Source organism: Nitrospira sp. T9 (genome assembly GCF_052156535.1).
GTDB lineage: Bacteria > Nitrospirota > Nitrospiria > Nitrospirales > UBA8639 > Nitrospira_E.
Map to the genome: position 1 here is coordinate 260,216 of NZ_JBQKUP010000038.1, position 26,347 is coordinate 286,562.

The 26,347-nt window shown below is 50.4% G+C and carries 19 protein-coding genes and 1 pseudogene; 4 read left to right on the forward strand and 16 right to left on the reverse strand.

Annotation, left to right across the window (positions count from 1 at the left end):
- Nucleotides 1-36: 36 nt before the first annotated feature.
- The 7 genes from ACTRXD_RS15035 to ACTRXD_RS15065 all read right to left on the reverse strand — a co-directional run bounded on the left by ACTRXD_RS15035 (nucleotide 37) and on the right by ACTRXD_RS15065 (nucleotide 10,733).
- Nucleotides 37-4,917 (reverse strand): multicopper oxidase domain-containing protein, encoded by a 4,881-nt coding sequence (locus ACTRXD_RS15035; RefSeq protein WP_442432602.1) that lies wholly within the window; start codon nucleotides 4,915-4,917, stop codon nucleotides 37-39.
- 450 nt (nucleotides 4,918-5,367) lie between these two features.
- Nucleotides 5,368-6,789, reverse strand: a complete 1,422-nt coding sequence (locus ACTRXD_RS15040; protein WP_442432603.1) for a sigma-54 interaction domain-containing protein — start codon at nucleotides 6,787-6,789, stop codon at nucleotides 5,368-5,370.
- A gap of 39 nt (nucleotides 6,790-6,828) precedes the next feature.
- Entirely contained in the window at nucleotides 6,829-7,251 is a 423-nt protein-coding gene (locus ACTRXD_RS15045) for a response regulator (RefSeq protein WP_442432604.1), read from the reverse strand.
- 265 nt (nucleotides 7,252-7,516) lie between these two features.
- Nucleotides 7,517-8,104 (reverse strand): hypothetical protein, encoded by a 588-nt coding sequence (locus tag ACTRXD_RS15050; protein WP_442432605.1) that lies wholly within the window; start codon nucleotides 8,102-8,104, stop codon nucleotides 7,517-7,519.
- Between the two features lie 3 nt (nucleotides 8,105-8,107).
- The gene (locus tag ACTRXD_RS15055) at nucleotides 8,108-8,695 is read right to left on the reverse strand and encodes a hypothetical protein (RefSeq protein WP_442432606.1); all 588 of its coding nucleotides are present in this window, start codon (nucleotides 8,693-8,695) and stop codon (nucleotides 8,108-8,110) included.
- Nucleotides 8,696-8,739: 44 nt separating this feature from the next.
- On the reverse strand, nucleotides 8,740-9,210 hold the full coding sequence (locus ACTRXD_RS15060; protein WP_442432607.1) for a PH domain-containing protein: 471 nt from the start codon (nucleotides 9,208-9,210) through the stop codon (nucleotides 8,740-8,742).
- Nucleotides 9,211-9,731: 521 nt separating this feature from the next.
- A complete protein-coding gene (locus ACTRXD_RS15065) occupies nucleotides 9,732-10,733 on the reverse strand; it encodes a sugar phosphate nucleotidyltransferase (RefSeq protein ID WP_442432608.1) in 1,002 nt (333 codons plus the stop codon).
- A 968-nt stretch (nucleotides 10,734-11,701) separates the two neighbouring features.
- On the opposite strand from ACTRXD_RS15065, the gene ACTRXD_RS15070 reads away from it, so the two are divergent.
- Both ACTRXD_RS15070 and ACTRXD_RS15075 read left to right on the forward strand, forming a co-directional pair.
- Complete coding sequence (locus ACTRXD_RS15070; RefSeq protein WP_442432609.1) at nucleotides 11,702-12,670, forward strand: carboxypeptidase-like regulatory domain-containing protein; 969 nt, start codon at nucleotides 11,702-11,704, stop codon at nucleotides 12,668-12,670.
- Nucleotides 12,671-13,028: 358 nt separating this feature from the next.
- Nucleotides 13,029-14,219: a 4-phosphoerythronate dehydrogenase gene (locus tag ACTRXD_RS15075; RefSeq protein ID WP_442432610.1), complete on the forward strand. Its 1,191-nt coding sequence runs from the start codon at nucleotides 13,029-13,031 to the stop codon at nucleotides 14,217-14,219.
- Between the two features lie 120 nt (nucleotides 14,220-14,339).
- Here ACTRXD_RS15075 and ACTRXD_RS15080 read toward each other — a convergent pair whose 3' ends face one another.
- Nucleotides 14,340-15,209 carry a hypothetical protein gene (locus ACTRXD_RS15080; RefSeq protein ID WP_442432611.1) on the reverse strand — a complete coding sequence of 290 codons (870 nt, stop codon included), beginning with the start codon at nucleotides 15,207-15,209 and terminating at the stop codon, nucleotides 14,340-14,342.
- A 313-nt stretch (nucleotides 15,210-15,522) separates the two neighbouring features.
- Here ACTRXD_RS15080 and ACTRXD_RS15085 point away from each other — a divergent pair, with 313 nt between their 5' ends.
- Nucleotides 15,523-16,035 (forward strand): Mut7-C RNAse domain-containing protein, encoded by a 513-nt coding sequence (locus tag ACTRXD_RS15085; protein ID WP_442432612.1) that lies wholly within the window; start codon nucleotides 15,523-15,525, stop codon nucleotides 16,033-16,035.
- 236 nt (nucleotides 16,036-16,271) lie between these two features.
- Here the strand turns inward: ACTRXD_RS15085 and ACTRXD_RS15090 are convergent.
- Together ACTRXD_RS15090 and ACTRXD_RS15095 are read right to left on the reverse strand one after the other, a co-directional pair.
- A protein-coding gene (locus tag ACTRXD_RS15090) for an IS3 family transposase (protein ID WP_442432613.1) occupies nucleotides 16,272-17,440 on the reverse strand; the annotation gives its coding sequence in 2 pieces (ribosomal slippage) (nucleotides 16,272-17,179 and nucleotides 17,179-17,440; 1,170 coding nt in all).
- Between the two features lie 150 nt (nucleotides 17,441-17,590).
- Nucleotides 17,591-17,818 (reverse strand): annotated as a pseudogene (locus tag ACTRXD_RS15095) (oxidoreductase); the annotation flags it as partial.
- 269 nt (nucleotides 17,819-18,087) lie between these two features.
- On the opposite strand from ACTRXD_RS15095, the gene ACTRXD_RS15100 reads away from it, so the two are divergent.
- On the forward strand, nucleotides 18,088-18,699 hold the full coding sequence (locus ACTRXD_RS15100; protein WP_442432614.1) for a hypothetical protein: 612 nt from the start codon (nucleotides 18,088-18,090) through the stop codon (nucleotides 18,697-18,699).
- Nucleotides 18,700-19,343: 644 nt separating this feature from the next.
- Here the strand turns inward: ACTRXD_RS15100 and vapC are convergent.
- The 6 genes from vapC to ACTRXD_RS15130 all read right to left on the reverse strand — a co-directional run bounded on the left by vapC (nucleotide 19,344) and on the right by ACTRXD_RS15130 (nucleotide 26,285).
- The gene (vapC, locus tag ACTRXD_RS15105; RefSeq protein WP_442432615.1) at nucleotides 19,344-19,742 is read right to left on the reverse strand and encodes a type II toxin-antitoxin system VapC family toxin; all 399 of its coding nucleotides are present in this window, start codon (nucleotides 19,740-19,742) and stop codon (nucleotides 19,344-19,346) included.
- A complete protein-coding gene (locus ACTRXD_RS15110) occupies nucleotides 19,739-19,939 on the reverse strand; it encodes a type II toxin-antitoxin system VapB family antitoxin (RefSeq protein ID WP_442432616.1) in 201 nt (66 codons plus the stop codon). The genes vapC and ACTRXD_RS15110 overlap by 4 nt, the downstream gene beginning before the upstream one ends.
- Before the next feature lie 129 nt (nucleotides 19,940-20,068).
- Nucleotides 20,069-20,509 carry a hypothetical protein gene (locus ACTRXD_RS15115; protein ID WP_442432617.1) on the reverse strand — a complete coding sequence of 147 codons (441 nt, stop codon included), beginning with the start codon at nucleotides 20,507-20,509 and terminating at the stop codon, nucleotides 20,069-20,071.
- A 295-nt stretch (nucleotides 20,510-20,804) separates the two neighbouring features.
- Nucleotides 20,805-22,337, reverse strand: a complete 1,533-nt coding sequence (locus tag ACTRXD_RS15120; RefSeq protein ID WP_442432618.1) for a hypothetical protein — start codon at nucleotides 22,335-22,337, stop codon at nucleotides 20,805-20,807.
- A 77-nt stretch (nucleotides 22,338-22,414) separates the two neighbouring features.
- Nucleotides 22,415-22,747 carry a hypothetical protein gene (locus tag ACTRXD_RS15125; protein WP_442432619.1) on the reverse strand — a complete coding sequence of 111 codons (333 nt, stop codon included), beginning with the start codon at nucleotides 22,745-22,747 and terminating at the stop codon, nucleotides 22,415-22,417.
- Between the two features lie 46 nt (nucleotides 22,748-22,793).
- Nucleotides 22,794-26,285: a PKD domain-containing protein gene (locus ACTRXD_RS15130; RefSeq protein ID WP_442432620.1), complete on the reverse strand. Its 3,492-nt coding sequence runs from the start codon at nucleotides 26,283-26,285 to the stop codon at nucleotides 22,794-22,796.
- Nucleotides 26,286-26,347: the final 62 nt, after the last annotated feature.

Genomic DNA, 26,347 nt, shown 5'->3' on the forward strand with positions numbered 1-26,347 from the left:
CCCCGCTTTCGCTAACCCTCGGAATGAGGGTCTGGCTTATTTCGTGACGGTAGGAATGATTCGCGGTTCGCCACTGGGCTCATCAAGAGCCGCTTGTTTGGATGACATAGCCGGACCGTCCAATGGCTGAATCCGTTGATCCGTGTTCGGCAACACCCGGAGATAGCCCCATTGTCCCGATTGGGAATAGGGTAACCGGCCATTGCTCCACACATAATCTCCAGGTAAGGCCCATTTGCCTCCAGCCGAGGGCAGGAAGACATCTAACTCTTCCGAACCCGAGAACTCCACGGTGCTAATCATATCCGCACCGGGCAGGAAGGGTTCGATCGGCCATTCATGCTTCTCCACCGTGAACATCCCGTTCTGCTCACTGCTGGCGCCAAAGACGTGAATCCGTACTTTGTCGCCCGCATGGGCTTCAATCACCGGTGTCACAGGATCCTGCGGCTCATCAACTTGGCACGGTTGGAACATCCGGCCCAACGAACAACCGGTTTCTTCCCGATGAAGATAGGGTTCGGCGCGATAGTTGACGCCGGTCAGTCCTGCCACATTTTGCACATAGGGCATAAAGCTGGTCCCGATGATGTTATCCTCGTCCTGGAAATACAAGGCCACATCCCGGTAGCTCACCCGGCTCTCATTGCCCTGAATAGTCCGGTCCACGATCACATCGGCATTCCAACTATTTTTCAGAGAAATATCTTCCCCGGTTTTGGGATCACGGTACTGTGATCCTTTAGGACCGATAATGATTCCCCCGAACAGGCCGTTTCGGGGATTCATGGACACATTCCCCCAATCCCACACCAACGTTTGCGTCTCGCCATTGAAGGGATCCGCATAATACGTGTACATTCGGGATTCTCCTGGCGCCACTGTTTGGTCGCCGGGATTGTTCCCCAAATTGAGGCCTTGGGAATCTTTGGGATCGAAGGCAAGTCCAAAAGCCGAGAACGACGCCCGCCCTTCTTTCAGCTTATTCGTCAATTTGACTTGGAGACAGTCACCCACGTTGGCCCGTAACGTTAACGGCATGGGCTGCACATCCCCTCCGACCTTTTTCACCTCATCTTCGAGGACATAGATTTTGGCTTCAGGATTGCGCAATTCGATCTTGCGTTCAAAGTCCACTTCAATCGTTTCCGGAGCATTGCTATTAAAGCTCATCCCCGGATGATCCAAGGCCACGACATTGAAGCTCTTCACCGGAGCCTCTTTCGGACAAACCGGCAAGCGCTCCGGCATGCCTTCTTTGCCATAGGCTTTATTCGGCAAGGGCTGCAGATCACTCACCGGCTTATCTAAGACCCGAATCAACCCCCAAGAGCCTTCTGAAAACTTCGAGCTCCGGCCATTAAAGAACATATAATCGCCGGCTTGATGGCGCGGGCCACCTGCCTCGGGAATGACCAGGTCATACCGTTCGGCAATGCCGATATGCAGCGAATGTTTGCGATTGGCTTCCTGCGCATAGCGTTCTGACCAGAACGTATGGCCGGACAACGTGAACACATTACTTTCATTCATCGTCACATCCAACAGCCGGAACACAATGGCATCGCCAAGGTAGGCCCGAACCATGGCCGTACTCGGATCACCATGCACCACACTGCTGAATATTTGCGACGGCTCCGGATTATTGGCCAATCGTTGCGCGAACGGCTCTGACCGGAAATTCAACGCCCCCCCGGTGGTATGGGTACCACCATTCAGGAACGGCATAGGCGTCATTTTAATTTTGTCGTTCGGCGGCATGATGAACGACACCGTCCGACCCGCTTCCAACGCCACATCCACCGGTTGCCCTGGAGGATTGCCGGCGGTCACGATGTTCACCGTATGCGGCACGGTGTCCATGATATGCACCATTAATTCACGGAAGCTGCCAGCCACATCATGTCCCACACGCTCTACCGCATGGATATCGGCGACCGGGCCCGTTCGAATCCGTTTGCCGGTCTTCGGGTCGTGCCACGTGGAGCCGAAGGGTTCGGCAATCATGGTTCCGACCGCCCCGTGTGGCCACGTCGTGCCACCAAAGGCATGGTCATGCCAGAACACACTACCGACATCCGCATCCACCCAGAACCGCTGCCGCACATATTCCACGGTGACAATGTCTTTGACGGGATGCGCATTCTTTAATGGCTGGGCAAAGGTCAACGTATTGCCATTAATTTTGACAATCCGTCGCACCTCCTGGCCTTTGACATTATCCGCACCGATCAAAATCGGAATGCCCACATGATATTGCTTGGCATTCGAAACCTCCAAGGTTTTGTCACCTTTCTTGGCGGCCTTCGTGACCTTCGCATTCATCGGCACCGGTAACCCTTTATCCGACTTTTTCTCGAATTGGGTAAACGGTCGCATAGACTGTTCATACGAAAATCCTGAAATCACCCCATCGGATGCTTGATTATCGAACTGGAAGAAATGGAAATGGGTGTTGATCTTGGACGACTGGAAATTCGTAATATCGTCATCCAACCATTCACTGGTCAGCGTCCAATCGATGCAATCATAGACATTCGCCCGAACCACCAACGGGAATTTTTTGTCGTTGTTGGCTCGCACCTCTTCCTCTTCCTCATGCACAACATAGAGAAGCCCATTGGGGTCGACAATCGCCGGCTCTTTTCCTTCGGCAGCCGACAGTTCTATCGGCAACTTAATAAAATGCACCTTGTAATCCTGTGAGCCGGCTCGATCCGGACACAGACTCCAGGAGCCATTTTCGCCGGCCTTGGCCGGTTCGACCGACCGTGTTCCATCCGGATTCAATCGGATCATTTCCAACCATGGGGCCGGATTATGATCATTGGAAAACGGCGCACGTTTTCCGAAATGTGGCGTGAGCCACGGCCACGCGACTTTCCCGGTTGAGGGTTCAAACCAAATGGCCCGCCGTTCTCCGGATTTATAGCCCTGCCACTCGGGCCGATATTTGGGATTTTCCCCAAGGGTCGGTTCTTTCTCGCTCATGGCCTTCGAACCATCCCAGACCCAATCCAGGACGGTCGCATCATAGGCCTTCATTTGGCCGGCTTCATCATCTTTATGTCCGGGCTTGCCCTGATTGCTGAGCTGCATTTCCACCCAGTCTTTGATATTGACGACGGCGGGCTCGGCTTTCCAATCACTTTTGCCTTTACCCACAATTTTGAATTGCTTGCCAAACCAATTGACGGTCTTGCCCACCAGTTGATCGGACGTCACGGGTTTGTGAATTCGACCTAACCGGTCCGGCAATTCCCGCAAAGGAGCCATGACGTCATTTTGCACACCCGGCTCTTGCAGGCTGTTATACACACGCCAGTAGCCCCACATACCGGCCACATAGTGATGCGCGACATGGCAATGAAAGAGAAAATCTCCCGCCAACCATTGGCACAGACCCGAGCCACATTCCGTCTCCAGATCTAACGCCTCAGATGGCCCAATCACTTCCACATCGACCCGGTCCGACTTCGTCCGAATCACCGGATATTTCACAGGGCCGTTTTGCCCCGTACTCCAGACCGGCATCTGCGTCGCACGTGGGCTTCGTTGCCACCGAATCGACCCGCCGTGAGGATGATGCGAATGGAAAACTTCCGATCCACCATGCACAATACGGAATTTAGCCGGGTCACCCAAATAACTCCGGGGAATTGTCGGGGCGGCATCACCAAAGGTATAGGAACTATACGCCATCGACTCATCTTCAAATCCAAAATATTCATGTTGCACGTGCATGTTGTTGATGCCGAACGGCTCACTCCGATAGTTCAGAGCCCGGGCACCCGGACGATAGGCATCAGTGAGGGGATCCCGTTGAGGTAGGAAGTCTCCATGCTTATTTACGGGACGAAACGCTTCGTCCCCGACTTCATGATAAATCAGGACAAATTCCCGAAAGTCGGGACCGTCCCCATTATCAATCATCACCTGCCAGCCACTCGTGGCTTCCGTGGCCGGTCCCGTTCCTAAAGGCTCGTAGTAATTCGACCCACGGGGTTCCACGACGAAGACGCCGAAGAGTCCCATGACCGTCAGCTCACGGTCATTGCTAAAGGTATGAAATTGCTTTCCACCTTCCTGCGTGTCGGGATGGATGTACCATTCCATCTCAATGGCTTGGCCTTCAGCCGCCACCGTCTCTGGATTGGTCGTGGTCGCCGGCTGACCGGTCTTGCTCATCACCATATCAGACCCATTGATATGCAAACTGACTTCTTCGCCGAATTCCAATTGGTTACGCAACGTAACCTTGACGCAATCGCCTTGATTGCCCCGGATCACCAATGGTTGTATCCACTGATCCTGAATGCCATTTTTCACAGCCCCCGGATCGGCATGCCCTTCCTTCTCACGAGCCTCGGCATTTTTGGCTTCCTCCTCACGGATCTTGTCAATATTTTCAGTCAAGGCATACATGTACCCGGGATAATAATCCAGCCATTGATTCAGGCTGATTTCCACATCAATGGCTGACACATCGTAATTTCGTACAGGTGCGGTCTTGGGACATAACCCACCTTTCATGGACACCGGCTCCACACCTGGAGTACTTGCCAGGAGGCCATTCGCCGGCCCCGCTCCATATTGGTGAATCATCGACATGGAATCAAAGGCGCCCGTGTCGGCACCCTTATGCTCCATGTCCTTCTGCATTTGCTCCATCATGCGGTGATGCTGCTGCTCAACCAGGGCTGCCCGTTCGGCTCGCCCTTCCATGGCATCTTCCACAATCGTCTGGCCCTTGAGCTGCTCAGCCCAACCAGGAGATTGCGCCGGCATCCCCGTTTGATGGGCGTGGGGAGGAGATGCATTTTCAGCACTGACAAATGGGGTCGCCCAGAAGGCCGCCCCCCCCATCAGCGCCAAAAATATAGACGCAGTTAAAAATCTACTCTTGCCGTGGTACATGCTCCGGCCTCCTTACTTATGGGGTGAATAAAGATCCAGTTTTGACTCTCAACCAGACAACTTGTTTCCAACAATACTCGTATCTCGAAAAACAGACCGGCCAGATACTTGATTGTTAAGTGCCGACGCCAGAAATCCTCTTGGAGAGGTCGGGCATTCCGGAGGCCGGTCCATCACACCCAAACCAGCGTCGGCATCAACTTGTTCCGCAACATCGATGCCAATGAATACTCATTCATGCGACAAACCACAGAAGTCGGTACTGGTGCGGATTTCAGTTAACAATCAGGAATAAATGGAAAAATGCACAAAGATGCAGAATGTCCAACACCTTGAACTAACTTTTCCGTGCCTTTGGAATTTCAACTAAAAATCAAGAAGTTGTGCGTCCAAAAAATTGGACAAATGAAAACTGAGAATGGGGATTTTGGGGGCAAAAAACCGGGCAGATCAGGAAATATGATAGTCCCGCAATTTGTTGTAGAGGCTGGATCGACTGATATTCAAAGCCCGCGCTGCGCGGGTCTTATCTCCCTTCGCATCCCGGAGGGCTTGGAGGATTCTTGACCGTTCCGCTTCCTGGCGAGCAATTTTCCCGATCGAACTCAAATCGCGTTTGTCCGGTTGCAACGGATGATCGGCAAAAAAATCTTTCACTTCAATTGTGGAATGCGGGCATGTGACGACCACCCGTTCAATCAAGTTTTCTAATTCCCGGACGTTCCCAGGCCACGAATGGTGCACGAGAGCCGTTTGGGCATCCGGGCTAAGATGCATCGGCTCACGCCCGTGCTTTCTGGCGCATTGCTCCAAAAAATATTTTACCAATAATAGGATATCTTCTCTCCGCTCCCTCAAGGGCGGGACGGTGAGCGGGAGGACGGCGAGCCGATAGTATAAATCCGCACGAAACAACTTGGTTGCCACGAGATGTTCCAGAGGTTTATTCCCGGCAGAGATGACCCTCACATTCACCTTGACGGACCCATTGCTTCCCACAGGCTTGATTTCCCCTTCCTGCAGGACGCGAAGTAAGCGGGCTTGGAATGCAGGAGTGGTATCAGTAATTTCATCCAAAAAAATCGTGCCGCCTTCGGCTTCTTCAAACAAGCCTTTGCGATCAGCCACCGCTCCGGTAAAGGATCCACGTACATGGCCAAATAATTCGCTTTCCAGCAAGGTTTCAGGCAATGCACTGCATTCCACTACAATAAAGGGCCGGAGGCGTCGACGACTCAAGGCATGAATGGTCTTCGCCACCAATTCCTTGCCCGTTCCACTTTCCCCTTGAATGAGCACCGTTGCCTCACTCGCCGCGATCAATCGAACCATTTCCACCAATTGTTGAATCGGGTCACTGTCTCCGATGATCGTGGGAGGTAGGGTCTCCAACAAGGAATCCCCAGGCCATCCAGGCGGGTCAGATGAATCCTCGTCCGGTGGAACCATCATAATACTCTCTCTCCCCCGAGCCCCCATCAATATCGCAAAATGGGTCATACCGGTCCCGCTTTTCAATGGCACCGCGCGTGGAAACGGACATCCAGGCGTGGGGACAGCCGAAGGGGGGGGACAGGGAAATGTATCCTGAACTTGCCTGTCAGACCGAAACAGTTCCATTGCATGGCAGGGGTCACATGGTGTCTGATTGGAAGCCTGTGAATCGGAAGAAGAAGAAATGGATGATGAAAGGGTTAATGGACAGTCTTTCGCTAATTTATTGGCTGAAGGATTGGCATACACCAATTCCTTCCGAGGATTGAAAATCACAACCGGCTCATCCACATGTTGCGCCAGAAGCTTTAATCCTTCAATCCGCGCACTCCAATCCACGTCGGAATCAGAATCCTGATGCACTAACGATCCGGCCATCCTTTACCCTTTCTTTATTTCGTTATCTCGTTTACTGCCTCAATAAATCGGAAGGTTCCCGCAGGGATTCACCAAACACATTTGACAAATCCATGCCTTCAAATCAGAAATCCGAAGAGGTTTTTCGAAATATCCCTTGACACCACAATCTAACGCTTTCGCTTTGGACTGACTGTCTCCATACGCCGTCATGACGACAATCGGACAATCCGGGGCTCCTTCCTGAAGGCGCCGCAAATAGGGAAATCCGCCATCCGGCATTTTCAAGTCCGTCACAATTACATTTGGCACCACGGCCTTTAGGACATTCAAGGCATCTGTCCCATTCTCTGACTCAATCACTCGACACCCTTGTTCTTGAAGGGCGTCCACAAGGAGTGTCCGCATTGCTTCATCATCATCCACGACCAGGATGGTACATGATTGCCCGTTGTGTTTGACCGGTGGGGTCCCGAAGGTCATTACCGCACCCTCCTCCGAAACATGACACATCCAATTAGGGAACTGGGAATGCTCATAATACACATTTAACCCAGCAAGTTCCGGGCCCCTGCCATATATGTTGTAGGTGCATAAATTGGCCCATTTTGTCCTTAAACACCGCTATCAATGAAAGCATCCTGTGGATTTTTTCTACACATGATTGAGGAGCTTTTCTACGCAAACAACGTGCAATCTGAATTGTGCACAATAGAGAATACAATTGAAGATTAATTCCATTTTCAAACTAATCGTTCTCATCATCCTTGTCCTCATCGTCAACCTCCAACTTTCCCCCACGATGGCACTTCAGACATTTAGCAAAATGCCCGGGTCGATGAGCACCCTCCCCTTTCCGAATTAACCGTTCAACATACGAATTGTGGAGTAATGTGCCATCCTGTTTTCCAGCGCCGGATTTTATCACGTGACAATCAGAGCAGGACGTCGCGCCTGTGGCCCGAAAAATCAATTCTCCATGAGGATTTTCGACCCTACCGATAGTGATGGCCGTTAACACACCCCGATGCTCGGTATGACAAACCAGACAAGTTTGGCCGGATTGAATCGCCTCTTGGTGCAATTGGCGAACATCCGGTTCGGATCGAGATTGAAAGGCTGACAACGTATGACAGGTCACGCATTTTTGCGGTGTAGCTCCTCTAAAAGGTTCATGACAGGACATACATCCCGCAATGTCAGTGTGATGCCGGCTAAGATCTCCAGGGGCCCACAAGGCTTCAGTGTAAATGGGAGAAGCCCAGGCCAGAGCCCCAATGACCAAACCTGTTAGAGCCCAGATAAAGGGCGCCACCCATGGTCGACGACACCCCATGATTTAGAGGCCCCCGAAAAAGAGGGCTCCCGCGATGTGCAGCAGCGTGAAAGAGACAAATGACCACGTTAGGGGGCTGTGAAGACATTTCCACCATCGAAGCGTCTCTTCCTGTAACGCAAGATCATGCAGATGCGCCTCAATCGCATCCTCCGTCATCCCTTCAAAAGCCAGCTCATGCCGTCGTTCATACAATGTTCGAAATGCCAGGTAATGCAAGGCCTGCCCGGTAATCCCACTCATCACCACCAGAACCATCGTGATAAGGGCGATGATCGGCACCAGGGCGTGAAAATGCACACCGGCATGAACAAAAATAATCAGGGGGCCAATAACCCCAAACACGATGTGTACCTGAAACCATCTGTGTGACCAGACCTGATTAGGATACAACCACCGTTTCAGTGGATACACAAAGGTCAGTCCAATAAATACCAGGCCGGTCCACCCAACCAGGTGCGCCACTTGCGTGTGACCGAAGGGCCTGTCTGCTCTGACACTTAAGAAAAATTCAAGAAAAAGGGCACCGGCTACGGTGAGAGCAGTCAAACCGAGCACCAGAGATGTTCGACGGGAAAGAGACGGGATCATAAAGAATTATTCTCATATCTCATCACAGCAGATGTATTCATCATTCAGGCGGGCTTGTGAGTCAACGCAGGAGAAGAAGGAGGGAGGAGCGCCCTTAATTTTGTTTCAATGACCTCAGGATCCTTGATGCCACGGAATCGAACACTCCGGCCTGAATCCTCGGAGTGAATAACAAGAGTACCGATTCCCAACATTCTGGCTATTGGTCCCTGCATAACTTCGACAGATTTGAACATCCCGAATTCCACACTCGCCATTTCTTTTCCCGAATATCCATTCCTTAGGATCACTCGCTTGGACGTGAGCAGGTATTTGGCCCAATATCGAAGCACCACCACTAGCCCTAATAAGATTCCTGCACCGACAACCCATATTTCCCAGCCGGAAAATCCTATCCGTAGAAGGAAGAAACCTCGCAATCCTGTCCATAGGCTAAAAAAATACAGCCACGTAAATTGCCCCCACGAGGGATAGCCCTCCCAGAGAATCCGTTCGGGATCTCCTGGCTCACTCATGCCTTCAGTCCTGTGTTGTTAACCACCTGGATTTTTTCACCTTCTAAAAAACACAAATCTCATTCCCCAAAACACGACACCGCGCCGTATCATGGTCTTGGGCACACATGAAGTCTCTTGCGACCTCTGTGCCAAAAGACCCTATACGGCCGCGAAGCGATTTAAAGGAGAAGAGGGAAAGGGATCCCGTCTCAGACCAGGCCAATGACGACAAACGCACCACCCCCAGATAGTCAATTTGTTGATTTTTGCCTCACTAACGAATGGAGAGCAGAAAGGAAAATAGGCCGCGATGACAGATTGATAGACCTAAATAAGAGAAAAAAAGAAGAGTATTTTGCGAAAAAAAACCAGGGGAAGGAAAAACAACCCAGGGCGAAAAAGGCCAAACAAGGGTATGAGAAGTTAGTTTGAAACAGAGCCCTGGAACATCCCTGTTGGGATGGACTGCGTTGAATGGTTGCTCGCTAGCATGACTGCTTAGAGAAGAAAAATCCTCGAAACAGCCCAGAAAAATCTCTTCAGCAGCTCAGATAGGGATAACCCATGTCCCTTGGTATTTGAGGAGTAGATGGCACACCTGATCCTAGGAAGGCCTCCATTGGAAAAGCCGGCTTTTTCCCTATTGATCGCAAAGTTTCCACAATTCGTTCCGGCCGGCCCCAGTCGCTCCACGTGACATCATTAAGCTCCATGACACCTAATTGACCGGCAAGAGGTTGCAGGACATCACGGGAAAAATTTCGTGTAGGCATATCCTGATACATAGCCTGAAGGGTCGATCCTTCGGCCGGCGTCCCGATCTGCCTTCTTAGCCTTTCAAAACGTTCCATCATATCAGGAAAGCACAACCATCCGGATTTCCACAGCGTCTCGACTTTGGTCACCAGCACCAGGGTGTTCCACAACGCTCCCTCCGACATCATTCGCTTACCATCTACAGCCGCCGGCTTTTCTACAAACGATTGAATGCGACGAATAGAGGTCCCTCCACTCCATCCGAGTACTCCTCCGACGGAGATCCATCCATAATCAAGCTCCAGATGAGACGGACGAACGCCCATGAGAATCATTTGATCAGATAAAAATTCTACCGCTCGCACAGCCCGACGCACTGCGGACACAAAGCGATCTTCGGGACAAATAAAATGATCGGCGGGCAACAGGACCACGACCGCGTGAGGATCCCAGGCTTTCACGTAAGTAAGTGGAAGAAACACTCCAGGGGCCGTGTCACAATTTCGCGGCTGAAAGATCAACGTGCCTTCATCTTGCCTCGTGCAATGGTGTTCCAAGCTCTGCTGATGTGTTCGACCAACAACCGTCACTTTTTTCCGTGGCAGCCCGATTTGGTCGGCCCGGTCCCACGTATGTTGCAACATAGAACGGGTGCCGACAAAGGTGCAGTATTGTTTCGGAACCGGATACCCGAGCCACTGCTGTATTGAGGGACGGATACGTTCCCCTTCACCACCTGCCAACACGATGGACCACACGGAGGACGGTAGGGTCTGAACAGCCATAATGAACCTCCTGGAAATTGTAAAACGTTGCTAATGGAACATGCCCGATAAAGCAACACTCATACTCGTGTTTCCAGACACCGAACACTGACTTTCAGATAACAGGGGGGGAGATAGTGCTTAATATTGCATTTCGGACAATTAATGGAAAGGTAAGCAATTGAAAGGCCAGAGTCAGAAAAAACGCTAATTCGTTGATTTTTCTAACTTTCCGATGAAGCCCTCAGAGCCAGAAATGTGCGGAACCAAACAGGCTGAAGGCGTCGGCCTTCATGGCATGTCAAGAAGAATTTCCAGGCCACTATTGTTCCGGGGTGACTAAGACATGCCATGGCTGTAAACCCATACTTTAGGAAAGTGTGATGGAAATATCATTGACACCCAATCTTCCAGATACATCGCTCAGTCCGCCTTAACCGCAATACACCAAGGGAGTGTGGAAAATTAATAATTTCCAAGGGCATATTGACCCACAGGCACATTGCCTATTAGAGGCCTCGGGGCGGTTCAAAAAAGCATGCCCTGAGTGTTCCCGAAGGGTTCGTCCAGTCCTGCCCTGAATCATGCCGAAGGGAAGGCCGCAGTCATTTTTGCGCGCAGAGCGTACTTCCAGTACGTGAGCACGGAAAAATGGCGACCTGCCTGCGCGAAGCCGCTCCGGCGAAGGCAGGGAACGCCGCTGGCGGCTTTTTTCAACAGCCCCACCAAACAAGTGGCAATCGGCCCTGACAACCTAAGGTAGCGGCTACCCAGGCGCCATTTCGTTGACTTTTTCATAAGTGAGAACCGAACAGAATCGTTAAATTCCTGGAGGCACCAACCTTTGGCATGAAACCAGCATACCCTCATGATCGTGCCTCTTTTTTTCCAGGAGTCTGGAAATGTTCTTAAGGTACTTTTTAAGATCAATTTATCAATTGGGTTTGACATCTTCACCCGTATGAACTAATTGACCAAAGGATCGTTCCATGAAATTCATCTCGTATGTTCTCACGTTTGGTCTCAACATCGTCCTGATCGCTCCCGCGTTTAGTTATGAAGAAATCACGGTCTCCAATGGAGGCACCATTACCGGAAAGGTGACCTTGGCGGGGAAAGAACCCCCGGCATTGGCCTACAGCCTGATTACCAATCCCGATACGGACTTTTGCGGACGTATTTCCACAGGAACAGGATGGCGTCTCGTCGATGAATTTCAAGTGGCGCCGGATGGTGGTCTCCAGAATACCGTCGTCTTTTTGGAAGGAATTTCTCAAGGTAAACCCTTTCCCCGGACAGGTGCAGCCAAAGTGACGGTGGAGGATTGTCTTTTTACGCCCTGGGTCTCGGTTGTACAAAACGAACAACAGCTCCATATCGTCAACATGGATCCCATTATTCATGATGTTCAAATTTATGAAACCGCACCTTTCGGCTCAAAAGTCATGCTTCATCGCCCACTCCGGCTCAATCCGTTCCATCCCAAAAACAGAATCAAGGATCATCAACACAACCCGGGAGAGGCAATGCTCGACACGGTTGAATTCTCCAAGGGCCGCAGAATCCTCTACTTGGAATGTGGATTTCACACCTACATGCAAAGCTGGGGAGTCGCCGTGGACAACCCGTATTACGCCATTACCGATGCAGAGGGTAATTTCACACTCCCTGATGTCCCCGAAGGCGTCTACTCGCTCTTGGCCTGGCACCCGGGCATGGGAGGATTTATCAAAATGGAAGTGGTGATCTTAGCCGACGAAACATTGAAGACCAGGATGGAATTCCAGAATCCGATCGACCGGCGCATGGCCCATAATACGATGTTCTCTAATTATCGATTTGGCACTGAGGTCCTGGAAAAGGAAGGAGCGGTCTATGATGTCCAAGCAACCCATGAGACGCAAGACATCCTCAGCGACCAACATGGGCAGACCGCCAATACGCATTCAACGCATTGATGCGGCATACATGTAAGGACCTGGTAAGGACCTTGCTCGCCAATTCTGAAAAAGGCTATTGATGCATGTGCTTGATTGGAATAAACGAATCAGTTAGCTATGATCTCTATAGCGTGTTCTCAACGGATCCACTTGGATCAACCAACCTGGCGTGTAGGGCCTGACTGAATACGTCAGGCCCCATTCTTTTCAACCCGCCTCGTTAAAAACCAAGACCCGCCCCCCTTTCCCCTCTCTCCTTTGATTCCTGCCTGCCCTAGCATCGGGCGGGTCCATGTAACAAAAAAGCAAGGCTAGCGCCAACCGGCACGTTGCGATAATCTGCAGTTTTGGAAAACATCTTCTGAAAGGCACAAGAATGAAAAAAAAGATCAATATGGTAGCCGGAGAAAATATCCCCTATATCAACGAAGCGTTTGCCAGCCTGGGAAACCTGACTCTTCTGCCCGGGCGATCCATCCAATCAAGCGATTTGCACAATACGAATGTTCTCCTCATTCGATCGATCACGAGGGTTGATCACACCTTATTGGAAGGCACTCCTGTCGAATTTGTCGGATCGGCCTCGGCAGGGGTGGACCACATCGATAAAGCCTACCTCAAATCCAGAAATATCGGCTTTACCTCAGCTGCCGGCTCGAATGCCAATTCGGTGGCCGAATATGTCCTGGCGTCCTTATTGTTTCTGGGCAAGCAACAGGGGTTTTCACTCAAAGGGAAAACCATTGGCATTATCGGCGTCGGGAATATCGGCAAACTGGTCAAGCATAAAGTGGAAGCGCTTGGGATGCTCCCGGTCCTCCATGATCCTCCCCTGGCAGAAACGGGCCAGGTGGAGCACCGTTCGTTAGCCGAAACCCTCAGTTGTGACGTGATGACGCTCCATACCCCCTTGACCACCGACGGCCCCTACCCGACCTATCACATGCTCAATGAGCAGACACTCAAATGGCTGAACCCATCAGCGATCTTCATCAATGCCGCGCGTGGGGAAGTCGTGGAGACCCATGCACTGCTGAACGCCATCACACAAAAACGCATCGGCCCGACCATCATCGACGTGTGGGAAGACGAACCCGCCATTAACTGGGACCTCTTTCAAGCCGTCACGATCGGCACACCCCATATTGCCGGACACTCCCTCGATGGAAAAGCCAATGGCACCTTCATGATTTACGCAGCACTGTGCAAACATCTGGGCATCTTACCCACATGGAACCCGATTCAGGTACTGCCCACACCAAACGTCCCCTATTTAACAATCGACTACCACGAGCAATCTGATGAAGAGTTGATCCAAAAAATGATCAGTACAATCTATGACCTGGAGGCCGATTATCATCGCATGAACCAACTGCTGGCGATGCCCCAGAAAGACCGGCCTCGTCGCTTTGATGAACTTCGCAAACACTATCCCGTCCGCCGGGAATTCCACCGAACCAATGTTACCCTCCCCAAAAATCAGGAAAGGCTTCAACGCCTGCTTTCGGAAATAGGGTTTTTGGAATTCAGCGAGGAAGCCTCAAACGGAAATGGGCAGGACAACTGACTAGCATCCGTTCGTCCTGAGGCCAACGTCCGGCCCGGCAGCCAAAGGGTTTGTCCGGAGCCTGGCTGAAGGCGAACGGGCAGTCGAACCACCAACAGAAGAATCGAGCTCTAACCTTATTTAGGTATCGTTCTGTTGTTTGAAGGGAAAAAGAGAAAGATAGACAGTATCCGCTCGCTTCTTAATCCACTGAAATCGGAATAACGTGCGGATTTGACTGGAGTACTGCCCGATATTCGCCTCTTGCCAGAGGCCTTCTGCAAAATAACGCCGATTCTCTCCCTCACTCAGGAATCCTGCAAACTTCTTATCGGTCACAAAGCTCACCGCCCAACTGTTTGTCCAACTTGGATGACAACGCTGAACATAATCATCAACCTCAAGAAGTAGAGATTTCATTCTTTCCAGATCCGTCATGAGCGATTCGGAGGCAAGGAGAAACAGCACATCATGGCCTTCAGGAATATCGATCAGACCAACACGGCGTTCCAGGGCCAGACATGCTTGGTGGTCAATGGCATACACATCCGGGTGGCCGGGATCGCCTTTTGGAATGGTAAGGGTATTGGGTGAACCGGGTTTGCACACAAACTTTAATTCAGACGGAGGACAATCCCACTGCAATTGCACCCCGGCTTGGTCAATATCATCTAACAAGGAAGGAATCCGGGGATTTAATGCCACCCTATTCTGAATCGATTCGCCCGGCACAAGCTGAACCATTTGTGACCCGAACCTCCCAATAGGAAGGTCCTGCTTGATAGGACTCTTGGGCGCATCCAAACGGGTGGCCGAGAGCCAGGTAGAACCATCCGTGGGATTCCAGGGCAAATCCCGAACATCAACGCTGACCGGCTCATCACTGATATTGGTTAGATGAACATGCAATTCATACAGATGTTTGCCGGGCTTCTTTAAAAACACCTCCATCGCCAACGGCAACCGGAGCACCTCTTCAGGGACTTCTGCCGCAACGAGTGTGGGAGGCATGAGATGGCTCAGAGCCCAGAAACCACAACCTATGACAAGACAAAGAAACCGGTTCAAATATTATCCTCCCCCTAAGCCGTCCCTAATTTCCATCTGATCAATAGAGCACCGTTCACAGACCCTCTGAGCAAGATAGGGCCTTTTCAGACACATGGTCAAACCATTTCTGGTCCTGCGGTCAATCGTGTACATTAATCGGGCGAAACAGATCTGCGTGAAAAGCCCTCTCCTTTGTAAAGAGGGGGACTCTGGAACGATCACCCTATAAATTTACCCATGCGAATGTCGGAATGCTCCAAAAATTCATTGTATCATGACTCAAGCCCATATCCCGAAACAGAAATTTTTCGTTGATGCCATGCTGGGCAAGCTGGCCCGATGGCTTCGTATCCTTGGGTATGATTCCGCGTATGAGCGGAACATTGCCGACGGCGCGATCGTCGATCGAGTCTTCAATGAACATCGATGGCTTTTAACCCGGGATCGATATCTGGTCCAACGGAAAGCCGTTCGAGGCCGTTTTACGCTTATTCGCAGCGACTTCGTGCCCGACCAATTACAGCAAATCCGAACGGAACTTGGGATCAGGCTCGCGATTGACGAGGAGACGGTGTGTCGCTGCGTCGCCTGCAACCACATTCTGGAAAACATCCCACCTGCTCAAGCCGGTCCACAAGTGCCTCTTTTTGTCGCCAAACATCAGACGCACTTTACCGGTTGCCCACATTGTGGCCAACTTTACTGGCCAGGTACGCATTGGGGTCATCTCCAACAGCAGCTGAAGCTGCTGAATCAGGCGGCAACCAATCAAGTCCCCGATCAATAGCTGATCTCATAGAGTCGAGAAACTCATTTGGTGGGAGGAAGGTGTGCATGGCGAATCCCTCATCATGGGGCCCTTAAGGTGGCAAACACTCTCCTGCAATGTAATCGATGGGCAGTGAGTTCCTCCCCACACACATGCGTGCAAAGCCAGGTAATTTGACGGTATCCTGTTCATCCCATTTATTCTGATAGCCTGGGATAGTCTGTGACCTGGTCAAGCCATTTGGGACACCTCAGTTAAGCTACGTTTTCCATGTCCACCAATTGGCTCTCAAAGTTATTGGGACTCATGTAGCCCAAATATGAATGCAACCGATATCGGTTATAAAACATTGCGATGTAATTCAATACATCTTGTTGGGCTTCATAACGTGTCTGGTAGCTGCACCACTGCACTCGTTCTTGTTTCAAAGCCCCAAAGAAACTCTCAACCACCGCATTATCCCAGCAATTCCCCCGACGACTCATGCTGCCTTGAAACCTGTAGGCGTTGAGCAGGCGCCGGAACGCCTTGCTGGCATCCTGTGACCCCCGATCGGAATGATGGATCAAGCCGGCCTTCGGCCGACGTTGCCAAATGGCCATGGTCAAGGCATCACACACCAGTTGCGTCTTCATCTGTGAACTCATGCTCCAACCCACGATTTTCCGTGAACAGACATCCAGCACCACCGCCAGATATAACCAACCTTCCTGAGTCCAGATGTACGTCACATCCGAGGCGTAGACCTGGTCGATCTGTGGCACAGCAAATTGCTGGTCCACTAAGTTAGGAAACACAGGGTGCTTGTGATGGCTGTTTGTCGTGACCTTGAATTGTTTACGATGACGAACCTGTACCCCAGCTTCACGCATGAGCTTTCTGGCTTTGTCTCGGTTCACCGAATAGCCTCGAAGGGTTAAAGCCTTCATCAGCCGACGAGAGCCGTAGCTATAGCGAGAGTGCTCCGCGATATCCTTCACCCTTTCCAACATTGCCTGATGCACGACATCGACAGGTTGGTTCGCCACATTCGCCCGATAGTGGTAATACCCGCTACGATTCACACCCAAGACCTGACACTGCAGGCTAATGGAAGCGGTATTCTTCTGCTGGGTGATAAACGCATACTTCATGTCGTTTCGGCTGCAAAGAATACCGTCGCTTTTTTTAAGATCTCTTTCTCCATTTCTAATCGCTTTACCCGCGCTTTAAGCTTCCGGTTCTCCTCTTGCTCCGGGGTCAGCTTGCCGTTCCCTCGAAAGGCCTGCCCATCTTGGCTTTGCAACTCTTTCACCCAACGACTGAGCATGTTCGCAGGAACGCTCAGGCTCCTGGCCGCGTCAGCTCGGGTATAATTTTGTTCCGTGATCAGACTGACCGCATCCAACTTGAATTCTTTGGAATACCGCTTTCGTGTCGTCATAGCCCCCTCCTCAGTTAAGTGCATATTCTCTTAACTGAGCTGTCCCAATCCAGTAAACCACGTCACTGTATACCCTTTCGCCCCAAGGGGCGAATCCCAATGTTGCATATCAGCGGGCTTGTTCAGCTCAGCATTAAGCCGCACCTTCACCGTGTACATGCCGAAGGATTCATTCCAGCCATTCGCCTGGGAGGAAATGGTGGTGGCTTCGGTCATTAATAATCCCGACGGACTTCGTTGTCGGTAATATTCAGCCATTAAGGCATTCGCCAATCGTGCTTTTCCGGCTCGCGCTTTGGTCATCGGCGCCAAGACCAACCGATTCTTCAGGTACAGGTCACCTAATTGGAATGGGGTCAGCAAATGAAGTTGAATCATTTTTTCCATCCAGGGTTACATTGGGATACGAGTACCTAATGCGCAATTGAGAGATTCGCATGGTATCGTTTATATTTCATGATGTGAGACTATTTCAATGAGGCTCAAGAGTGTCCAATCTAACTGACAGTCCGCGCATACCTGAATGAATGGTCAACCTCACCGCCTGAGGTCGAAATGGAGCCGATGTCCAAATTTCTGGCATCACACCTCATACACACACGGCGGGTGACATGAACGTAATTTTACCGAACCGGTGATGGTACCTCATGGACGAACTACTACCTGGAATTTTTCATTGGCGAGTTATTCACCCCGACATCCAAATTGAAGTCGACAGCTATTACGTCTCCTGCCTGAACCCGACTTTTCTCATCGATCCGCTCGTGCCTCAGGAAGGGACCGACTGGTTCAGGGAACGGCCGGCACCGCAACACATTTATCTGACCAATCGGCTCCACGACCGCCACTGCCGACAATTTATCAAAAACTTTGGCGTCACGGTCTGGTGCCATGAGGCGGGGCTGCAGGAGTTTACGGACGGGAACTTGGCCGTTACGGCGTTCCGGTTCGGCGACGAATTGCCGGGCGGTGTCCGTGCACTTAAAATCGGCATACTCTGCCCTGAAGAGACGGCTCTGCTGCTCCCAAGTGCCGGCGGTGTGCTATCTATTGGTGATGCCATCATCAATGAAGACGGCGAACTCGGCTTTGTCCCTGACACGCTGATTGGCGATGATCCACCCGCCGTCAAGCGTGGCCTGAAAGCCGCGTTCCTCCGGATTTGTCAGCAGGAGACCTTCGATCATCTGCTGTTCGCCCATGGCGATCCCATCATTGGTGGTGGCAGAGACACGCTTCGCAGGTTCTGTCAGGGCTGAATCACTGTTCGACTCCCCTCTTATTGGTGGAGGTAACTCCCTTCTCCGCAATGTTTCCAGCACCTGAACCATGGTCAATAGCTAGGTCCTACTGAATTAATGAAGGAAGGATATCTACAAACGAAAGAGATCAAAAGTAGTGGGCCGATTTTGGGAGCACTTATTGCGAGAATCGTTCTTGACTTGACCAGCCAGCAATTGTGATCAAATAAACCATTTCTTTTCCACAGCCTGGTCACCATCCTTGATATCCCCAATCAGGCCGCCAAACAAACAGCCCTCTTCATCATTACAACATGATTGTCTGTGGGCGAGGGGCACTAAGGTTTCGCTTTTTCATGCCAGGATAAAGGGAAAAATTTGTGGAGCAGATTTCCCTGCTGCGAGAATCTTTTGTGACGCAACAGTCCCAGGGGGCCCCCTTCCCGTGGCGGTTCTGAATGGATCAACCTGCATACCGCATTAGAATCTGAAAGATGTAAGCCAATATGATCCGTGAGCGGAAACACATGTGGAAGGTTTACCCAACGTGGGAGAATGTCGAGGGAAGCTTTGAAACGAATCACTGGGGAAGGACGAACATGGAAAAATCGACACGATCTCTTGAAACTGCTTGACGGTCGAGGCGATCATAAGGAAGAGAGCTAGACCAATTGCAGGGGCACCAATTCAGCAAGATTCGAAAAATCTTTGTCGGTGGTTAAGAGGGTGCAGTGGTGTTGGATGGCGGCTGCGGCGATTTGGCAATCGGGAGTGGAGAGGGTCAACCCTTGTGCTGCAGCCTGGCGGCGAAGTTTGGCTGCCGTAACAAAGTCACTGCGGTTTAAGGAGAGTAAGGGAAAGGCATTCAGATAGGTGGTAACTTTTGTAAAGGTCCCTTCATGTTTAAAGCCTTGGAGAATTTCCTGCAGAATGATCCCAATAAGGACAATGTTTTGTGTATCTAAAAGGAAGCTTTGTAATTTTTTGACTGCGGGGTGGTTTGCCGGGCCATCTTTCCGAAGGGCGAGCGACCAAACGGACGTATCAACTAAGACGGTCATTTCCGTTTTCGTGCCGTCTTGTAATCATATTTGGGATCCCATTCCAGGGTTCCGAATATTTCTAGGATTTTTTTCTGCTTCCGGCGGGTGACATATTCTCGGAGTGCTTCATTGACAGCAGCTCGTTTAGTGGAATGACCTCCCAGACGTTTCACTTCTTGAACAAGCTTGTCGTCTAGTGCAAGATTTGTTGGCATGACCTTCTCCTTTCCCACAACGATCTACACATTATTCTACACAACATGTCCTTGTTGAACAATATTCCTGTGAGTCAAAGGGATTCCCTTGTAAAGCAGGAATTTGATTGCCAAACCTTAGGGAATCCATTACGACCCAGTGGCCTGAGAATACGGCCCTTCTCGTTGCCCTGAATGCCCTGTCCTGAATTTTTTGCCTATTCTCAGAATGAAGCCGGGTGGACAGGTTTTGGCAGAAAATTCATGAAACGCTATCCTGAGCCTCAGGAACAAATGAGCAGGAACCTGATCGAGAACCAAAAAGGGGTAAACAAATTTCAATCTCGAGTGCAAATGGAGTGGAACAACAAAGGTATCGATTAATTTACCCAAATAATCCTTCAAAACGGTCCAATCATGTCGCATGGCATCACGTTTTCGGCTATGAATGTGCGAGATCGCTTGATCGATCTCACCCTGGGCAAGCGCCCCCATCATGCCAGACCACTTCGCATTGGGCATGGCTTCGAAGGCCACAGCATCTTCCACAAGGACAACTGCCGTGGCCTCAAAAAGTGTTGCCCACATCATCCGTTACGATGACTTTTGGCAGACACAGCCCGAACTGGGTGAAGGTGACGGTTTGCTCCAAGAGGTCCGGCCCCTGTGCATCGATGATGACATCGCCTTGAAACTCCTATTAATGGAGGTTGGCTATCAATTCATCCAGAGCAATGAACAACTGAAAGGCCACGTCGCTGGGTGCTATTTTCCAATCCGACGACTCTCATAATGGCACCTGTCAGGCATGGCGTTTATAGTCGGGACGCCCCTTGTGGAAGAAGTCAGCGAGAAGCTGACCTTTGCAATTTTTGTTATTTTACCACTAAATTGGACATTTCACGTCTACCCAGGGGGCTTTTCCGGAAAGGGCTACCACAGCATGAGGCTCCTTAGCTCCTGGCCCCATTTTTCCTTGGAAAATTATAGTCCACGGTACCGGTGTAAAAAAAGACAGCTGGTTAAGCAAGATATATTTTCCCCCTCCCAGTTCTATGTTCGTTGGTTCTACAGGACCTTCCACAGCATGTACACGAGATCCATCGGGTAAGTCATAATAGAAAGCCCCCTGCCCCTCCAAGAGTAAATTTGAGGGAACTTCAACGTCCACCCCCAGATGCCCGCCAGGCTGAAAAGTTCCATCGGGGTTCGAACACATACTATATTCGCTGTTTTTCAACGATAGATCTCCTCTGAAAAAATAAGAAAGGACAGCCGCAGAATAGCCCACCGCGCGGGGGATGAGGTTTTGAGCTTGGGCCTCATAGACCGCATCATCCAACTTTAGTTGGCCTAACAGATCCAAATTTGTGTTGGTTAATAAAAATTTAGCTACAGCCTTATTTCCTGTAAGCTTGGCTGTCCGAGCCCAGGAGAATGCAGCGCTTCCTAATCGAGGAAGGGTCAGATAAGGAGAAGGGATGGGGGCCGGAACCAATTCAGTGACCGTAGGATATGTAATTTCGGTATTAAAGATACTTGCCTGCCCAGGAATCGTGTCATCGGTAAAAAAATTGGCATTGGCATATTCCGTTACACCTATGTCTGTGCCTAGTGTAACCTGTGGATTTGACCCGGAATACACATTGCGATCAAAGAGGTTCGAAAACGGTTCAGCACGAGTAGCACCAACTTGTTCCAACATAGAAGGATTGGGTCTGAAAATGCCCCCACCGATATAAGAATCAACGCTTTTTCTTTCCATATAGTCATGCAAGCCGTCATCGAAGGGATGCGGATCATCACGAACATGGGAGGGATTGGCCGAGTCCTGCAGCAAATGCATCACCTGGCCCAAAGCCCTGAAGGTCTTACTCCAATTTTGATCCCGTTCGGCCTTAGTAGGAGAAGTCAATGCTTTAAAGAAATATTCACGTGCATCATTCCAGGAGTAGGCATCACCCCCTTGATTCCCAATTGATCGAAGAGACCAATCGATGGCGGAATCAAAATGTGCTAATCCAGCATTAGAAATGGGATCATGAAAGTGTCTAAAAAATCTTATTCCATTATCTTCGTCATTACTTCCTTGTTGCATTAGGGTAATAGGTGTCCCACCAGGAAGAGATGCATTTAATCCACCTTCTAAACCCAAATTATCGATAAGATGCGTGCTGAGATGAGCTTCTACAACTGTAATTGCCTCCTTCGTGAGTTCTTTGTGGGTATTTACTTCCCAAGCCCAACCACTGGCCAAAGGGAAAATTACCCCACCGACTATGGTCCAGAATAAAACAACCCATTTTGAAAACATGAAATGAGAAGAAGAAAAAAACAACCACTTTTCATTGAATAAGGAGTTAAACAAACATGTCTCATTATTAATAAAATATCTTTTGAAAAAAAATGATTTATGCATATGCAGAATCTCCAATAGTGGGAATGAAATCCAATATCTTTTTTAGGTCTCTAATTAGCTTCCCCAAAAATCCTATTTTAAACAATGTTCGCAACCCCGCTTCTTTTATACCTTTGCAGATTTCTATCCCTAGCCCGTCCAATAAACCACCCACCAAATGCATACATGCATGTTCCTATCAATGAAAGCCAAGTGGTTTCACTCATCCAATCGAAAATAATTCGAAGTGATTCCGGGATAAATAACCCAACAAAAAATAAGGGAAAATCAAAAAATAAAAATAAGTAACCAATAAATTTCACTTTTCCAGCAGTAATAAGTGAAGGGAGTACGAGAACTAAGACATGGAAGACCGCTCCGACCATTGCATAAATGGTTGCTCGTTTGTACTTAGGCAACAGTGCAGTCATAAGGCTCCCCTTTTTTTCATATGAACAGCTTCTACCCTCAGTAAATTTAATAGTTTCGGATCCGCCATTGGCCGTCAGTATCTAAAACAAATTCCACTTCCAAGGGGTATTGAATCTCTCCCAAGACTAGTGGGGTTGCGGATGCCCCGATCACGCGCCGACCACGGCCATCCATGAGATGCAGTGGCACAGCAAAGATAGCTGCCAGCTCATCCAAATGATCCTTGAGTACAGTCCAATCATGGCGCATGACCTCCCGCTTTCGGATTAGGATATGCGAAAGCGCCTGTTCAATATCGCCTTGCGCGAGCGCCTCCATCATGCCGGACCATTCGGCATTGAGCATAATTTCAAATGCCACAGGATCCAACACCTGGACTACTGCCGTGGCGTCAAATCTGTTTCCCATGGTATCCGTCACACTTACCTTGGGCAGATACAAACCGGACTGGGTGAAGGTGACAGATTGTTCATGGAGGTCTTGCCCCTGTGCATCAATGATCCCATTCCCCTGAAAATCCCATTGAATGTTGGCAACCGGTTGGTCGATATCAATGGAGATCCGAAGGGTAACCTGGCTAGGTGCCACATTCCGATCAGGCGACACTCGCAACTGCACATTGTTAGTCAACACCTCCGTGGTGTGGACTTGCGTGGTGAAAGAGGCCCGCTGGCCGCAAGCATTAGTGGCTGCCACGACGACAGTGGTAGGTCCCAGAGTCCCAGTTCCCTCACGGACTGACACTTGATCGACCGCGTAGATCGAACCGAAAACTTTGGCGGCTTGTTGATTGACGACCACCCCTACCGGGCTTGAACTACTGGTCATGACCGTCCCTTTCACCAACATGGTTGATTGATTAATCGTAGCATTGGCCAGCGGAGCGTCAATGGTCACAGCCAAACAATTGGCAATACAGGCGATATAGGCCTGCACTTGGGCACCGAGCGGACCCATCACTCGCACCTCAAGATTATTCCGAGCTTGCACCACGATGGGCTGGGTAATCTGACTGTGGGCTGCCGTGAAATTTTGAGCACTGATCACTTCAATCCCATTGAGCAGGACGGTCCCCTGGGTCACCCGATTTGCCCCTCCCGAGGTACCATTGATCATGACTAACTGATAGTGGGCTGCCGGTTCGCAATTCGAAAATTGTGCGCTGAAGGTTTCATCGGCCGTGGCGTGCTTGACCCATGCCACTGGCCCCCAGATGGGTGCGAGATTTGTCGGAGTAGCGGAAAGGGTGACCCTAAGATTCACACTATTGGTATGCCCTGCTCCATCCACCCCCCTTATAAGCAGAGTATTGCCGCCTTCCTGTAAGACAATCCCATCGGCAAGAAACACTCCACCCATGATAGTCGCGGAAATACCATTGACCGTAACGGAAGCATCGGGATCATTGACGAATCCAGTGACGGTAATAGGATTCACCCCCACCACACTTCCCTCTGAAGGGCTGGTAATCAACAAGGCCGGTAATCCCGAAGGTGTGGGGGCAGGGACAACGATGGCCACTGTATCGGGATCGCTCGAAGCCTTTCCATCTGAAACCACGACTGTTACGACATAGATTCCAGGAATATCCGGAATAATGGTGGGCTGGGCGAAGGTAGGATTTAAAAGAGTCGCGGCACTCCCTTGAGGCCGGCTCTCCAAAGACCATTGGAAGCTTAAGGCATCGCCATCAGCATCATGGGAACCGCTTCCATTTAGAGTGACTAATGAAAAGACTGGGACGTGTTGATCTTGTCCCGCATTGGCCACGGGCGGCGCGTTACCTGCCATAATGGTCACAGTAACGGGGTCACTATTTTCCATCCCATCGTTGACGATAAGCTGAGCCACATATAATCCAACCAGATCTGCACCAAATGTCGGTTGAATAGAAGTTGAGTTTGAAAGTGTTGCAGTGCTCCCTGTCGGTTTGGCAATAAGTGCCCATTGAAAGATCAACGAATCGCGATCCACATCATGTGAGCCTGTTCCAGTTAAGGTGACGATACTTCCTACCGGAACTGTCTGATCCTGCCCCACATGAGCCACCGGCTTGGAATTTTGAGTATTGATCAGGACCATGTCCGGTGGGCTATCTTCTTGCCCATCGTTCACAATCAGTTGCACCTGATAGGTCCCTGCCAGATCAACAAGGAAATCGGGCGTAGATGAAGTTGGATTGGATAGGGTAGCCCCGCTTCCACCAGGAATGCTCACAAAGGACCAATGAAAACTCAGCGCGTCCCCATCTACATCATGGGAATCCCTTCCATTTAAGAGGACCGATTGTGTGACAAACACGGTTTGATCCTGTCCGGCTCCGGCCACAGGTGGGGAATTGATGGTTGTTATCGTCACCGTATCGGGATCACTATCGATTGTTCCATCATTCACAATGAGTTGAAGGGTGTAGACTCCTGGAATATCTATCACCAGAGTGGGCATGATGCCCGTAATATCAGAAAGCGAAGCGTTACTCCCTGCGGGTTGTGAGAGTATTGTCCACCTATACGTCAAAAGATTCCCGTCCACATCGGTTGAACCGGCCCCATCAAGCTGCACATTCATGCCAACGTGAACAGTCTGGTCAGGTCCTGCCTGAGCCACTGGTAGAGTATTTCCTCCCTGTCCCAACCCGAAACCTCCTTCCAACGCGATGGTGGAGTGATTCCCCATGCGAACCCATTTACCCACAAACGCGCCAGTAGCCCTGCTTTCGGCTCTAAACCGCAAAAGGCCGTTCGGAGCATAGACCTTCGCGCGCACCTTAGTGCCTTCCCCAAACTTCACCGCTTCCGGGGTGCCATCGATAGCACCCGTTGTTCCATTTGTCCCGATCCCAATGATAAGGATATCAGCCGCAGTCAGAGTTGCTGCATCCGGAGCCGGCCCTACGACCGTATGTCTGCGAGTATCGATCTGGCCCTTCACGCGAATCTCGACGGCCTTAGTCGCCAGAACTTGGGCATCTTCACGAATATCCCATTCCTGGAAGTGGTAAAGGCCGCCTGAAAGGGTGACAATGGCACCAGGCCGGGCTTTGAGCCGGCCATAGCGTCCAGCCTGGAGTGTAAGGTCTCCTCCCGCCGGAATATCAATGTCCTGAGATCCAGGATGAACCGGTGGGACAGGCGGCATCTCGGAAACAAGTGGGAGCCTAACTGGTGTGGACATGGTCCCTAGAATCTGTCCCGGTCCTAAGAGCGTATTGACCACAATATTCTGTATCTGAGATCCACTTTTCAATCTGACGGTATCCCCAATTATCTGGCTATTACTGGTTTGAACCACAACATCATGACCGATAGTCATTTCTTGCTCACCGTTCAGATAGGGACCGATACTCGCCTGATTTGCCCCAACATCTCCGCTGAGAATTGTACTTCCCTGCCGTACCCAAACTCCCTCATTCCCTAGGACCACAAAATCATTTGCCGCCTTGGCCTTTCCAGGCACACTCAGAAAAATTAGGAACGCGACCACAGTCCATGTGGAACTAGTATCTATCCGAAAATTTTTTGTCCAACTCCATGTCATCGAAGGTATTCCCCTCTTTGCTAAGAACCCATGATTAATCAAAAGAGCATTTTTTTTGGATT